This window comes from Virgisporangium ochraceum (genome assembly GCF_016863655.1).
Lineage (GTDB): Bacteria > Actinomycetota > Actinomycetes > Mycobacteriales > Micromonosporaceae > Virgisporangium > Virgisporangium ochraceum.
Map to the genome: position 1 here is coordinate 47867 of NZ_BOPH01000021.1, position 13539 is coordinate 61405.

A 13539-nucleotide genomic window follows, 5' to 3' on the forward strand; every position below is an offset into this window, starting at 1 on the left:
GGGTCGGCGTCAACATAGCAAGCGCTTGGTTGGTTACGCTACACTGCGCTGGGCGTTATCGCGGAGTACGCACCGAATACACTTCAGCTGCACCGGGAGACGAAACGAGAGGCGACCATGGCGCGTGAACCCGGAGACCGTCGGGAACGGATCCTCGCGAGTGCCGCGGGACTGTTCGCCCGCAAGGGGGTCTCGGCGACGACGGTCCGGATGATCGCTGACGAGGTCGGCATGCTCTCCGGCAGCCTCTACCACCACTTCGACTCCAAGGAGGCGATGGTCGACGAGATCGTCGCGTCCTACCTGGAGGACCTGCGGATCCGGTACAAGGCGGTGCTCGCCCGCGACACCGACCCGCGCGCGAAGCTGCACGACCTGGTGGTCGCCTCGCTCGAGGTGGTGGAGGCGCACCCGCACGCCACCGAGATCTACCAGAACGAGGTCAACTACCTCACGGAGATCGAGCGCTTCGGCTACCTCAAGAGCGCAGGCAAGGAGGTCCAGAGCACCTGGCTCGAGGTCATCAACGCCGGCGTGCGCGACGGGGTGTTCCGCGGTGACCTCGACCCGAAGGTGCTCTACCGCCTCATGCGCGACTCGGTGTGGCTGTCGGTGCGTTGGTTCAAGCCCACGAAGGACTACCCCGTGAGCCGGTTCGCGGAGGACTGCATCAGCCTGTTCCTCGACGGGCTGGGTACCAGGCCGCTGAACTAGGCGCTGAACTAGGCGCTGAACTAGGCCCTGAACAGGCCGAGCGGCTGAAGGCAGCCGGCCAGTTCCCCGGTGAAGGCGGCGGCCACCGCCTCCACCGTCCACTCTGGATCGTCGAGCCCGTCGCCGATCACCGCGGGGTGGCGGATCAGCGACAGCTCCGTGCCGTCCATCCGCACGACCTGGCCGTGCACCGACGCCGACAGGTCGGACAGCAGGTACACCACCGCGGGCGCGTTCTGCTCGGCGGGCTTCCCGATGTTCTGCCGCTGCGCCTTCTCCCCCAGGTGCTTCTCGAAGGCCTCGGCCATCCGGGTCTGTGCGTTCGGCGACACGGCGTTGACGCGGATCCCGCTGCCCGCGAGGTCGACCGCCCAGCAGTAGGTCAGCGACGCGACCCCGCCCTTGCTGGCGCCGTAGGCGCCCATGTCGGCGGACCCGGCGTGCGCCCCCGAGGTCACGTTGACGATCGAACCGCGCGTCATGGCGCGGATCGCGTGCAGCCCGCAGTACGCGGTGCCGAGCAGGTTCACCTCGACCACGGCGCGGAAGTCGTCGGGGTCCTGGTCGTACGGGCCCGCGAGCCGGAAGATGCCGGCGTTGTTGACCAGCCCGTCGATCGCCCCGAACGCGTCGACGCAGTGCGCCACGAGCGCTCCGGCGCCGTCCCACGACGCGATGTCCGACCCGTCGGCGACCGCCCGGCCGCCGGCGGCCCCGATCTCGGCGACCACCTCGCGCGCCCGCTCCACGTCGACGTCGTTGACCACGACCGCCGCGCCCTCCGCCGCGGCGAGGGTGGCGTAGGCGGCGCCGAGCCCGCGGCCCGCGCCGGTGACGACGACGGCCTTGCCGCGCAGGGCGTTCACAGGCGCTCGACGACCATCGCCATGCCCTGCCCGCCGGCCGTGCACATGGTCTCCAGCCCGAACTGCCTGTCGCGCCACCGCAACGAGTTGACGAGCGTGGTGGCGATGCGGGCGCCGGTCATGCCGAACGGGTGCCCCAGCGCGATCGCTCCACCGTGGACGTTCACCCGCTCCGGATCCAGGCCGAGGTCGCGGATGACGGGCACCACCTGGGCGGCGAACGCCTCGTTGATCTCGACGAGGTCCACATCGGACACCGCGAGACCGGCGTTCGCCAGTGCCCGCCGTGACGCCTCGATCGGCCCGAGGCCCATGATCTCGGGGCTGAGCGCCGAGACACCGGTCGACACGATGCGCGCCAGCGGTTGCAGCCCGAGCTCGTTGGCGCGCGACGCGCTCATCACCACCACCGCCGCCGCGCCGTCGTTGAGCGGGCACGCGTTGCCGGCGGTGACCGTCCCGTCGGGACGGAACACCGGCGCGAGCGTCGACACCCTGGCCAGCGTCGTGCCCGCGCGGGGACCGTCGTCCTTCGCGACGACCGTGCCGTCGGGCCGGGTCACCGGCGTGATGTCGACGTCGAAGAAGCCGTCGGCGATCGCCTTCTCGGCCAGGTTCTGGCTGCGGACCGCGAACTCGTCCTGGTCCTCCCGGCTGACGCCGCGCAACTGCGCGACGTTCTCCGCGGTGAGCCCCATGGCGATGTGCAGGTCGGGAAGCCCGCCGTTCTCCCGCGGATCGACCCACCGGTCGGCGGGCTCGAACGCCGGGAAGGCGGGGTTTCTCGTGTCGGGCATGCCGTCGGCCTTGCCCCGGTCGTACCGCGACACCGACTCGGCGCCGGCGGCGAGGAACGCGTGCCCCTCCCCGGCCCGGATCGCGTGGAACGCCATCCGGATCGCCTGCAGCGACGACGCGCAGTACCGGTTCACGGTGGTGCCGGGCACGCCGTCGAGGCCGAGGCGCACCGCCACCGACCGGGCGAGGTTGTACCCCTGCTCGCCCGCCGGCTGGGCGCAGCCCATCATGATGTCGTCCAGTGTGGACGGATCCAGCGCGGAAACCTGGCCGAGGGCCGCCCGCGCCATCTCCACGGCCAGGTCGTCGGCGCGCATGCCGGCGAGCGATCCCTTGTGCGCGCGTCCGATCGGCGAACGCGCCGCCGCCACGATCACCGCATCCGTCACAGCGGACCCCCTTACAGGTTCGACTTGATGACCTTGCCGCTCGCGTTGCGCGGCAGGGCCGCCACGAACTCGACGCTGCGCGGCACCTTGAAGTTCGCGAGCCGCTCGCGGCACCACGCGGTGATGTCCGCCTCGGTCGCCGACCGGCCGTGGCGCAGAACCACGACCGCGCGGCCGACCTCGCCGAGGCGCTCGTCGGGCGCGCCGACGACGGCCGCCTCGGCGACCGCCTCGTGGTGGGCGAGCACCTGCTCGATCTCGGCCGGGTAGACGTTGAACCCGCCGGAGATGTACATGTCCTTGAGCCGGTCGGTGATCTTCAGGTAGCCGCGCTCGTCGATCACGCCGATGTCGCCGGTGTGCAGCCAGCCGTCCTTGTCGATGGCCGCCGCGGTGGCGTCGGGGTCGTCGAGGTAGCCGACCATGACGTTGTAGCCGCGGATGAGGACCTCGCCGGGCTCGCCGACCAGGGAACCACCGTCGGCGTCCACCACCGCGATCTCCACGCCGGGAACCGGTCCCCCGCATGTGTTCGCGACGGTCTCCGCCGTGTCGTCGGGCAGGCACATCGTCGCGGTGCCCGCCGTCTCGGTGAGCCCGTACGCGGTGAGCACGCGCTCCAGGGTCAGCTCGGCGTGCAGCCGTTCGATCAGCGCCACCGGCACCGTGGTGGCGCCGGTGACCGCGACCCGCAGGCTACTGAGGTCGAACCGCGAACGGGAGGGGTGGTTGAGGATCGAGGTGTACAGCGTCGGCGGTCCCGGCATCACGGTGATCCGCTCGCGCTCGATCAGCGCGAGCGAGGTGTCGACGTCGAACACCGGCTGCGGCACGATCGTGGCGCCGCGCAGCAGGCACGCGAGCACGCCGGCCTTGTAGCCGAACGTGTGGAAGAACGGGTTCACGAGCAGGTACCTGTCGCCGGTCGTGAGACCGGCGAGGTCGCTCCACGTCGTGTAGAGGGCGATCGCCTGCGCGTGGGTGAGCATCGCGCCCTTCGGGTTGCCGGTGGTGCCCGAGGTGAAGAAGATGTCGCTGACGTCCGCCGGGTCGATCGCGTCGGCCCGCGCGGCGACGGTGTCGGTGGTGACGCGCGCGCCGCCGGCCACGAACTCTTCCCAGTCGTTGGTGAGCACGGTCGTTTCCAGGTGCGGAACGTCCTGTGTGGACAGCATCCCGACGTAGTCGTTGTCGAGGAACCCGCTGACGGTGACGAGCAGCCTGGCCTTCGTCCGGTTGAGGATGTACGCCGCCTCGGCGCCCTTGTAGCGGGTGTTCAACGGGACCAGCACCGCGCCCGCGCGCACCGCGCCGAGCGCGGCGACGATCCACCGCCATCCGTTGGGCGCCCAGACCGCCACCCGGTCGCCCGGTTCGACGCCGGCGGCCACCACCGCCCGGGCGAACCCGTCGATGTGACCGGCCAGCTCCGCGAAGCGGATGCGCGTGTCTCCGTCGACAATGGCCTCACGGTCGCCGTACGCGGCCGCCGCGGCCTCGACCAGGGCGGGCAGCGTTCCTGCGGAGAGCGGATCGGGCTGCACGGTTGGCAGCTTACCAAGCGAATGCTTGCTTGGTAAGCTGTCGGGCATGACCGTCGCTTACCTGGTGGACGCGCTGCGCACCCCGGTCGGCCGGCGCGGCGGCGCGCTGGCCGGCGTCCACCCCGCCGACCTCGGGGCACACGTGCTGCGGGCGCTGGTCGACCGCACCGGCATCGACCCGGCCACCGTCGACGACGTGATCTTCGGCTGCGTCGACACCATCGGCCCGCAGGCCGGCAACATCGCCCGCACCTCGTGGCTCGCGGCCGGGCTGCCCGAGGAGGTTCCCGGGGTCACCGTCGACCGGCAGTGCGGCTCGTCGCAGCAGGCCGTCCACTTCGCCGCGCAGGCCGTCCTGTCCGGAACGGCCGACCTCGTGGTCGCCGGCGGCGTGCAGAACATGAGCATGGTGCCGATCGCCTCGGCGATGACGGCGGGCGGCCACTCCGGTCCCTTCGCGGGATCCGTCGGCTGGAGCGAGCGCTACGGCGACCAGGAGATCTCGCAGTTCCGCGCCGCCGAGCTCATCGCCGCGAAGTGGGACCTGTCGCGCGAGGAGATGGAGGAGTTCGCGCTCGGCAGCCACCAGCGCGCGGTGCTCGCGACCATGGAGGGCCGCTTCGCCCGCGAGATCGTGCCGGTCGGCTCCTTCGACACCGACGAGGGTCCGCGCCGCGACACCTCCCTCGACAGGATGGCGAAGCTGCCGACGCTCTCCGAGGGCGGACGGGTCACCGCCGCCCTGGCGAGCCAGATCTCCGACGGCGCCGCCGCCCTCCTCGTCGCCTCGGAGCAGGCGGTCGCCCGGTACAACCTCAAGCCCCGGGCGGCGGTACGACACCTCGGAGTGCGGGCCGCCGACCCGGTCTACATGCTCACCGGTCCCATCCCCGCCACCCACCGTGCGCTGGAACGCAGCGGCCTCACCGTCGACGACATCGACCTGGTCGAGATCAACGAGGCGTTCGTGCCGGTGGTCCTCGCCTGGCAGCGCGAGCTCGGGTTCGACCTCGCGCGGGTCAACGTCAACGGCGGCGCGGTCGCGTTGGGCCACCCGCTCGGCGCCACGGGTGCGAAGCTGATGACGACGCTGCTGCACGAGCTCGAACGCACCGGCGGACGCTACGGCCTGCAGACCATGTGCGAGGGCGGGGGAACCGCGAATGTCACCATCATCGAACGCGTCTGATGTGGACGGTCGCGCCGTCCTGGTGACCGGCGGCAGCCGCGGCATCGGCCGCACCATCGCGGCACGCTTCGCGGCCGCCGGGGCCCGGGTGCTCGCCTGCTCGCGCCGCGAACCGGCGGTCGCTGTTCCCGGCGTCGAGTTCCTTTCCGGTGACGTGCGTGAGCCCGACGTCGCCACCTCGCTCGTCGACGAGGCGGTGCGCCGCTTCGGCCGCCTCGACGTGGTGGTGAACAACGCCGGCGGCGGCCCGTCGGTGCCGGCCGCGGACGCGTCCCCGAACCTGGTGACCTCGGTGGTGCGGCTCAACCTCCTGGCGCCGTTCTTCGTCGCCCAGGCCGCCAACGCCGTGATGCGCGCCCAGGACGGCGGCGGCCTGATCATCAACATCGGCAGCGTGTCGGCCACCGACCCGGTTCCCGGCACGGCGGCCTACGCCGCGGCCAAGGCCGGCCTGTCGGTGCTGACCCGCGCGCTCGCCGTGGAGTGGGCCCCGGCCGTGCGCGTGGTCGAGGTGATGGCCGGCCTGGTCCGCACGGAGGAGAACGGGCACCACTACGGCAACGAGGAGACGCTGTCCGCCGTCGACGCCACCGTCCCCCTGGGCCGCATGGCCACCCCCGACGACATCGCCGACGCGTGCCTCCTCCTGTGCTCCCCGTTGGCCACCTACCTGACCGGCACCACCCTGCGAGTCGACGGCGGCGGCCAACTCCCCGCCTTCACCACCCTGACCACCCGCTGACCCCCGCCGCCGCGGGGGCGCGGGGTCAGCGTAGGGCGGGGGTGGCCAGTTCGCGGCGTAGGGTCACCGGGTCGCCGGCCAGGAGGCGGTTGGCCGTGGCGCGCTTGAAGTAGCGGTGGGCGTCGTGCTCCCAGGTGAAGCCGATGCCACCGAACAGCTGGATGCACTCGCCGGTCACCGTGTACGCGGCCTCCGTCGCCACGAGCTTGGCCACGGTCGCGGCCACCGGGAACTCGTCGGTGCCGGCCACCCGCACCGCGTACCAGGCGCTCGACGTCGCCGCCTCCAGCCGCACGGTCAGGTCGGCCACCCGGTGCCGCAGCGCCTGGAACGTCGCCAGCGGCGCGCCGAACTGCTCCCGCGTCCTCAGGTGCTCCACGGCCGCCGCCAGCGCGGCCCGCGCCACCCCGACCGACTCCACCGCCAGCCCCGCCCGCAGCAGGCTCGACGCGTGCCCGCCCGACGAACCGACCCGCGACGCCGGTGCGCCGTCGAACGACAGGGAAGCCTGCGACCGCGTCTGGTCGAGGGTCGGGTGGACGGTGCGGGTGGCGGGCCCGAGCGGCACCGCGAACAGTCCCCCCGCGCAGGCGACGACCGCCACGTCGGCGCGGTCGCCGTCGAGCACGTGAGAGGCCGTGCCGTCGACGCGGTACGCGTCGCCGTCGGCCGTGGCGCGCAGGTCGCCGAACGCCAGCGTCGCCACCGCAGAGCCGGACGCCAGGTCGGGCAGCAGGGCGGCGCCCGCCGGCGTCGTCGCGTCGATGGCCGCCGTCGCGGTCGTGGTCGCGAGCAACGGGACCGGCGTGAGCGCGGCACCGGTCTCCTCCAGCGCGACCGCGACCTCCACCAGCGACGCGCCGAAACCGCCGTGCTTGTCCGGGACGACGAGCGCGGTCAGCCCGAGCTCGTCGACCATCTTCGACCACAGCCGGTCGTCGGCCCGGTCGAGCAGCCGACGCACGGCCGCGCGCAGGTCCCGTTGCTCGTCGGTGAACGTGAAGTCCACGCCTCACCCCCGCCCGACGCGGCCGAGGACGTGGTTGGCGACGATGTTCCGCTGCACCTCGTTGGACCCGCCGTAGATGGTGTCGGCGCGGGTGAACAGGAACAGCCGCTGCGCCGCCGACAGCTCGTACGGCTCGCCCTCGGCCAGGGTCGCCGCCGCGCCCTGCACGTCCATCGCCAGCTCGCCCAGCCGCTGGTGCCACGGTGCCCACAGGAGCTTCGCCACCGAGGGCTCGATGCCCGGGCCGGTGGCGCTGAGCGTGCGCAGGGCCTGGTGGCGCAGCGTTTGCAGCCCCACCCACGCGTCGACGATCCGGTCGGTCCACAGTGGATCGTCGAGCAGGCCGCGGTCACGCGCCACCGCCACGATCTCGTCGAGCTCGCGGGCGAACCCGATCTGCTGCCCGAGCGTCGCGATGCCGCGCTCGAACGCGAGCGTGCCGGTGGCGACCCGCCAGCCGTCACCGGGCGCGCCGACGATGTTGCCGGCCTCGGTGACGGCGCCGTCGAAGAAGACCTCGTTGAACTCCGAGGTTCCGGTCAGCTGGACGATCGGCCGCACCGACACCCCCGGCTGGCGCATCGGCACCAGCAGGTACGACAGCCCGCGGTGCCGCGTCGAGCCCGGTTCGGTGCGGCAGAGCACGAAGCACCAGTCGGCCAGGTGCGCCAGCGACGTCCACACCTTCTGGCCGGTGACGCGCCAGACGTCGCCGTCCAACGTGGCCCTGGTCTGTACGGCGGCCAGATCGCTGCCGGCGCCCGGCTCCGAGTAGCCCTGGCACCACAGCTCCTCGGCCCGCGCGATCGGCGGGAGGAACCGCTCGCACTGCTCCGGTGTGCCGTAGGCGATCAGCGTCGGCGCGAGCAGGTACTCGCCGATGTGGCTCAGCCGCCCCGGTCCGCCCGCGCGGGCGTACTCCTCGAAGAACGCCACCTGGGTCGCGACGTCGGCACCGGCACCGCCGTGGGTGGTCGGCCAGCCGAGGCCGATCCAGCCGGCGGCGCCGAGCGCCTTCTCCCACCGCACGCGCAGCTCGACGTTCTCGTGCTCGCGGCCGGGTCCGCCGGTTCCGGCCAACGCGGCGAACTCACCGGTGAGGTTGGCGGCGAGCCACTCGCGGAACTCCTCCATGTCAGGCCCCGGGGCCCGCGCCCGCGGAGGCGGGCGCATCAGACACAGCCCCGTACACCGGGACAGGGGGAGGCGCGTCCGCGATCAGCTTGTGCACCACGTCTCCCAGCTCCGCCGGGTCCCACCGCCGGCCGGCGTCGACCGGCGGGCCGTGCCGCCAGCCGTCGGCGAGGCTCACCTGTCCCCCGCTCACCTCGAACACCCGGCCCGTGACCGCCGCCGATCCCGAGCTGCCCAGCCACACCACGAGCGGCGACACGTTCTCCGGCGCCATCGCGTCGAACCCTTCCGCCGGCGCGCGCATCATGTCGGCGAACACCGTCTCCGTCATCGGGGTGCGGGCGCTCGGCGCGATCGCGTTCACGGTGACGCCGTAGCGCGCCAGCTCGACGGCCGCCACCTGGGTGAGGGCCACGATGCCGGCCTTCGCCGCGGCGTAGTTCACCTGGCCGACGCTACCGAACAACCCGGCGCCGGAACTGGTGTTGACGACCCGCGCCGCGGCCGGGCTTCCGGCCTTGGCCCGGTCGCGCCAGTAGGCCGCCGCGTGCCGCATCGGCGCCGCGTGACCCTTGAGGTTGACCCGCACCGCGGCGTCCCACTCCTCCTCGGTGACGCTGACGAGCATGCGGTCGCGGGCGAGGCCGGCGTTGTTCACCAGCGTGTCGAGCCCGCCGAACGTGGTCACCGCGAAGCGGACGAGCGAGGCGGCGAACTCCCAGTCGGCGACGTCGCCGGGGCACGCTGACGCGGTCCCGCCGCTGTTCTCCACAGTGGACACGACGGCGGCCGCGGCGTCCGCGGACAGATCGTTGACGACGACGCGGGCCCCGGCGGCGGCGAACGCCAGCGCGTGCGCCCGCCCGATGCCCTGCCCGGCACCGGTGACGACCACCACCCGGTCGGCACAGATGCCCGGTCCGCCGGTGCCCTCCCGCGAGAGTCCGGTCACGGGAGCAGCTCCTTCCGGTAGCGCAGCACGCGTTTCTCCGTTCCCGCGAGGTCGGTCATGTCGGTCCGGATCACGACGCGGGAGACGCCCAGCGCCGCCAGTTCCCCGAGCTCCGCCGCGGTGCGCGGCGCCCGCGCGGTGACCTCGACGCCGGCCGGGTCGCGACCGACCGCCGCGCACTCCCGCCGGAGGACGTCGAGCAGGCCGGCGAGGCCCGCCGCGTCGACGCCGAGCGGGTAGAAGCCGTCGCCGAACCGGGCGGCGCGACGGGCGGCGGCGGCGCTGTGCCCGCCCACGACCACCCGCACGCCGGTCGGACGCGCCGGACGCGGCATCGAGTGCACACCGCGGAAGCGGACGAACTCACCGTCGAATGTGGACGGTGTGTCCCTCCACAGTGCACGCATCGCGGCCAGGTACTCGTCGGCGCGGCGGCCACGGTGCTCGAACGGGACCCCCACCGCGTCGTACTCCTCGCGCAGCCACCCCACGCCGACGCCCGCGAGCAGGCGGCCGCCGCTCAGCACGTCGATCGTGGACAGCCGCTTCGCGAGGTGCACGGGGTTGTGCAGCGGCAGGATCAGCATCGCCACGCCGAGCTTCAGGGTGGTGGTGTGCGCGGCGGCGAACGTCAGCCAGTGCAACGGGTCGGGCACGTCGTCGGCCGGTCCGAGGCTCATCACGCCGCTCGGGTCGTACGGGTACACGGGCGCGTACTCCCCCGGCACCACCACGTGCTCGACCGTCCACACCGACTCGCAGCCGAGGCCCTCCAGCAGCCGCACGAACGCCGCCGCGGCGCGGGGGTCGGTACCCGCGGTCGGCGACATGACACCGAGGTCCACGCCTGGACCCTACCAAATGCTTGCTTGGTAGCGATACCGTATGGAGGTGCTGCTCGACTTCTCCGCCCGCACCGGGGCCGCCCTCGTGGTGGGCGCCACCGGCGGCATCGGGTCCGCCGTCGCGCGCCGGCTCGCCGCCGCCGGAAGCGCGCTTAACCTCACCTACCGCGGCGACCGCGCCGGGGCCGAGGCCCTCGCGTCGGACCTGTCGGCGCGCGCCTGGCAGGTCGACCTCACCGACGCGGACGCGACCGCCCGGGCCGTCGAGGAGATGGGCGAGCTCCACACGGTGGTCTACGCCGCCGGCCCGCACGTGCCGATGGTCCACCTGAGCCGGGTGACGCCGGAGCAGTTCCGCACCCAGGTCACCGCCGACGTCCTCGGTTTCTTCCACCTCGTGGCGGCGGTGCTGCCGGTGCTGCGGAGCAGCCGCGGCGGCCTGGTCGCGGTCACCACGGCCGCGACCCGGCGCCACCCGGTGCGCGACGGCCTGTCGGCGGCGCCGAAGGGCGCGATCGAGGCGCTGGTGCGCGGCATCGCCGCCGAGGAGGGCCGGTTCGGCGTGCGCGCCAACTGCGTCGGCCCGGGCATGACCACCGACGGCATGGCCGTACGCCTCATCGCGAGCGGCGACCTCGACGACCGCGCCCTCGACGCGGCGCGCGGCAACATCCCGCTGCGCCGCTTCGGCACCGCCGACGACGTCGCCGCGGCGGTGTGCTTCCTCGCCAGCGACGAGGCCGCGTACATCACCGGCCAGAAACTCGACGTCGACGGCGGCTACGGCGTCTGAAGCCGTCAGGCCTCAGACCGTCATTGGGGCTGAACCTCGGCCTCGACCTCTTCCAGCTCGACGCCGACCGCATGCTGGTACGCCCGGTCCAGCGCGCGCCCGCCGCCCTCCTCCGTGGCCACGACGGCCCCCCGGATCAGCACGTATCCGCGGTCGATCACGCGCCGCGACGCGCCCAGTGCCGGTTCGGCCATCACCACGGCCACGCCCTCGCGGGCCAGCCCGGCGACCGTGTCGGCCAGCTCCCGCACGATCAGCGGTGCCAGCCCGGTCATCATCTCGTCGAGCAGCAGGACCCGCGGCGAGCCCATCAGGGCGCGCGTCACCACCAGCATCTGCTGCTCTCCGCCGGACAGCACGCCGACCAGGCTGCGCAGCCGCGTCCGCAGGATCGGGAACCGGTCGATCGCCTCGTCGACCGCCGAGCGGGGCAGCCTCAGCAGCTCGGCCATCACCTGGAGGTTGTCGGCCACGTTCAGCCGGGGGAACAGCTGGCGCCCCTGCGGCACGATCGCGATGCCCGCGCGGGCCCGGGCCGCCGGCTTCATGCCGCTGACGTCGTCGCCGTCCAGAAAGATCTTTCCGGACGAGGGGACCGAGCCGTACGCGGCCAGCAGCAGGCTGCTTTTCCCCGCGCCGTTCGGCCCGACGAGCGCCGTGACCTTGCCGCCCGGGACGGCGAGGTCCACACCGGACAGTGCGCTGGAGTGTCCATACCGGACGGTGAGCCCCTCGACCCTCAGCTCATGCGCCATGAGCGACCTCCTCATCAGAGTCGGAGTCGGAGTCGGCCACGCCGAAGTAGACCTGCTGCATCTGCGGGCTCGCCAGGCACTCGCGCGGGTCGCCGTCGAAGACGGCCCTGCCGCGGTCGAGCAGCATGATGCGGTCGACGAGCCCGGCGACGAGGTCGACGTTGTGGTCGACCAGGATCACCGCGTGCCCGCGCCGCTGCACGGTGCGGATGACGTCGATGATGCCGGCGACACCGGAGGCGTCGGACCCCGCGAACGGCTCGTCGAGCAGCAGCACCAACGGGTCGGACCCGAGGGCACGGCCGACCTCCACGAGCCGCTGCTCGCCGAGCGTCAGGTCGCCGGCCTCGCGGTCGAGGTCCACCAGCCCCAGCTCCGACGCGATCGCCTCGACCGCCGCCGTGTCCTCGGCCATCGACGGACGGATCGTGCCGAGCACCGCGGCGACCGTCATCCGCCACGGGTTCGGCATGCGGCGCGCGGCCCGGCCGAGCAGCAGGTTGTCGCGCACCGACAGCTCCAGCGCCAGTTGCGGGTACTGGAACGTGCGGGCGAGCCCCGCGCGAGCCCGCTTCGAGGCCGGGCCGGACAGGCGGTTGCCGCGCAGCGTCAGGGTTCCGGCGGTGGCCGCCTGCGCACCCGAGATGAGGTCGACGAGCGTGGTCTTGCCGGCGCCGTTCGGCCCGACCAGGCCGAGGATCTCGCCGCCGCTCAACCGCAGCGACACGTCGTCGAGGGCCACGACGCCGCCGTAGCGCTTGGTGAGGCCGTGCCCGACCAGAAGCTCATCCACGGCGCACCAGCCCCTGCACGCGTTTACGCAACGCGTCGGCGTACCCGACGATCCCGCGCGGCGCGATCAGCATGATGACGAGCACCCCCAGGGCGAGAATCAGCGTGCCGCTCGTCGCGACCGCCGGGAAGTTCAGCGTCAGCTGCACCGCGAGCGTCGCACCGACCACCGCGCCCCACGGCGTGCCCGCGCCGCCGATCAGCGGCATGAAGATGGCCAGGAACACCAGGTTCAGCGTGAACGTCTCCGGCGCCACACTGCCCGCGGCGTAGGTGAACAACCCGCCGCCGATCGCGGCGACGGCCGCGCCGATCGCCAGCGCCACGAGCGTCAGCACCGGGACCCGCACCCCGGCGGCCTCCACCGCCGACGGCGCGTCGCGCATGGTCCGCACGACCACGCCCCACGGCGACATGCGCAGCCGGTCGAGCAGGAACGCCACCACGCACACCAGCACGACCGAGCCGACCACCACCTGGTACGGCGACGGCTCCCAGCCGAGGAGGTTCAGCGCGCGGATGTTGCCCAGCCCGCCGGACCCGCCGGAGATGCCCTCGGCGTCGACCAGCCAGGCGGAGAACGCCATCCCGAACAGCAGCGTCACCGCGGCGAGGAAGAACCCCGACAGCCGCCGCGTCACCAGTCCCAGGAGGACGGCCAGGATCGCGGCGACGATCGGGCCGAGGATCCAGGCCAGCCACAGCGGAAGCTCGGTGCGGTTGGACATGAGCCCGACGGCGTAGCCGCCGATACCGGCGTAGGCGCCGTAGGCCATCGACAGCGAGCCCGCCATCAGGTACGGCACGTACATGCCCAGCGCCACGAGCGCGTACGTCGCTGTGGTGGTCACCAGGGTCTGCTTGTACCCGTCGGCACCGACCCACAGCAACATGACGACGGCACCGGCCACGCCGAGAGCGAGACCCCCCAACCCCGGAGCCCTACTCAATGCGCTCGCTCCGCGAGCGCGGGCTCCGGGGCCCGGGGAGGCGTCGCCTTCCCTCGTCGCTCCGGTC

At 73.0% G+C, this 13539-nt stretch carries 14 protein-coding genes; 4 read left to right on the forward strand and 10 right to left on the reverse strand.

The genetic code is table 11. From position 1 onward, the window contains the following. The first annotated feature begins 117 nt into the window (after window positions 1–117). Window positions 118–714 carry a TetR/AcrR family transcriptional regulator gene (locus tag Voc01_RS08890; protein ID WP_203926821.1) on the forward strand — a complete coding sequence of 199 codons (597 nt, stop codon included), beginning with the start codon at window positions 118–120 and terminating at the stop codon, window positions 712–714. A gap of 20 nt (window positions 715–734) precedes the next feature. Here the strand turns inward: Voc01_RS08890 and Voc01_RS08895 are convergent, their stop codons facing one another. Genes Voc01_RS08895 through Voc01_RS08905 form a run of 3 tightly spaced genes read right to left on the reverse strand, consistent with a single transcriptional unit; the run spans window position 735 to window position 4311 of the window. Then, on the reverse strand, window positions 735–1580 hold the full coding sequence (locus Voc01_RS08895; RefSeq protein WP_203926822.1) for an SDR family NAD(P)-dependent oxidoreductase: 846 nt from the start codon (window positions 1578–1580) through the stop codon (window positions 735–737). Next, entirely contained in the window at window positions 1577–2767 is a 1191-nt protein-coding gene (locus Voc01_RS08900; protein WP_203926823.1) for an acetyl-CoA C-acetyltransferase, read from the reverse strand. Before Voc01_RS08900 ends, Voc01_RS08895 begins: the two co-directional genes overlap by 4 nt. Before the next feature lie 11 nt (window positions 2768–2778). Next, the gene (locus Voc01_RS08905; protein ID WP_373873800.1) at window positions 2779–4311 is read right to left on the reverse strand and encodes a FadD3 family acyl-CoA ligase; all 1533 of its coding nucleotides are present in this window, start codon (window positions 4309–4311) and stop codon (window positions 2779–2781) included. A gap of 46 nt (window positions 4312–4357) precedes the next feature. Between Voc01_RS08905 and Voc01_RS08910 the strand changes: the two genes are divergently transcribed. Both Voc01_RS08910 and Voc01_RS08915 read left to right on the forward strand, forming a co-directional pair. Next, window positions 4358–5500, forward strand: coding sequence for an acetyl-CoA C-acetyltransferase (locus tag Voc01_RS08910; RefSeq protein WP_203926825.1), 1143 nt, complete (start codon window positions 4358–4360; stop codon window positions 5498–5500). Further along, complete coding sequence (locus Voc01_RS08915) at window positions 5475–6242, forward strand: SDR family oxidoreductase (protein WP_203926826.1); 768 nt, start codon at window positions 5475–5477, stop codon at window positions 6240–6242. Before Voc01_RS08910 ends, Voc01_RS08915 begins: the two co-directional genes overlap by 26 nt. A 25-nt stretch (window positions 6243–6267) precedes the next feature. Here the strand turns inward: Voc01_RS08915 and Voc01_RS08920 are convergent, their stop codons facing one another. From Voc01_RS08920 to Voc01_RS08935, 4 genes are read right to left on the reverse strand one after another with little or no spacing between them, the layout of a single operon-like run. Then, entirely contained in the window at window positions 6268–7251 is a 984-nt protein-coding gene (locus Voc01_RS08920; RefSeq protein WP_203926827.1) for an acyl-CoA dehydrogenase family protein, read from the reverse strand. 3 nt (window positions 7252–7254) lie between these two features. Then, on the reverse strand, window positions 7255–8385 hold the full coding sequence (locus Voc01_RS08925; RefSeq protein ID WP_203926828.1) for an acyl-CoA dehydrogenase family protein: 1131 nt from the start codon (window positions 8383–8385) through the stop codon (window positions 7255–7257). A 1-nt stretch (window position 8386) separates the two neighbouring features. Continuing rightward, window positions 8387–9337 (reverse strand): SDR family oxidoreductase, encoded by a 951-nt coding sequence (locus Voc01_RS08930; protein WP_239160058.1) that lies wholly within the window; start codon window positions 9335–9337, stop codon window positions 8387–8389. Further along, on the reverse strand, window positions 9334–10182 hold the full coding sequence (locus Voc01_RS08935; protein WP_203926829.1) for an LLM class F420-dependent oxidoreductase: 849 nt from the start codon (window positions 10180–10182) through the stop codon (window positions 9334–9336). The genes Voc01_RS08930 and Voc01_RS08935 overlap by 4 nt, the downstream gene beginning before the upstream one ends. 40 nt (window positions 10183–10222) lie before the next feature. On the opposite strand from Voc01_RS08935, the gene Voc01_RS08940 reads away from it, so the two are divergent. After that, window positions 10223–10975: an SDR family NAD(P)-dependent oxidoreductase gene (locus tag Voc01_RS08940; protein ID WP_203926830.1), complete on the forward strand. Its 753-nt coding sequence runs from the start codon at window positions 10223–10225 to the stop codon at window positions 10973–10975. A 20-nt stretch (window positions 10976–10995) separates the two neighbouring features. Here Voc01_RS08940 and Voc01_RS08945 read toward each other — a convergent pair whose 3' ends face one another. Genes Voc01_RS08945 through Voc01_RS08955 form a run of 3 tightly spaced genes read right to left on the reverse strand, consistent with a single transcriptional unit; the run spans window position 10996 to window position 13454 of the window. Then, window positions 10996–11730, reverse strand: a complete 735-nt coding sequence (locus tag Voc01_RS08945) for an ABC transporter ATP-binding protein (RefSeq protein WP_203926831.1) — start codon at window positions 11728–11730, stop codon at window positions 10996–10998. Next, window positions 11720–12523 carry an ABC transporter ATP-binding protein gene (locus tag Voc01_RS08950; RefSeq protein ID WP_203926832.1) on the reverse strand — a complete coding sequence of 268 codons (804 nt, stop codon included), beginning with the start codon at window positions 12521–12523 and terminating at the stop codon, window positions 11720–11722. Before Voc01_RS08950 ends, Voc01_RS08945 begins: the two co-directional genes overlap by 11 nt. After that, window positions 12516–13454: a branched-chain amino acid ABC transporter permease gene (locus Voc01_RS08955; protein ID WP_203926833.1), complete on the reverse strand. Its 939-nt coding sequence runs from the start codon at window positions 13452–13454 to the stop codon at window positions 12516–12518. The genes Voc01_RS08950 and Voc01_RS08955 overlap by 8 nt, the downstream gene beginning before the upstream one ends. Window positions 13455–13539 lie beyond the last annotated feature (85 nt).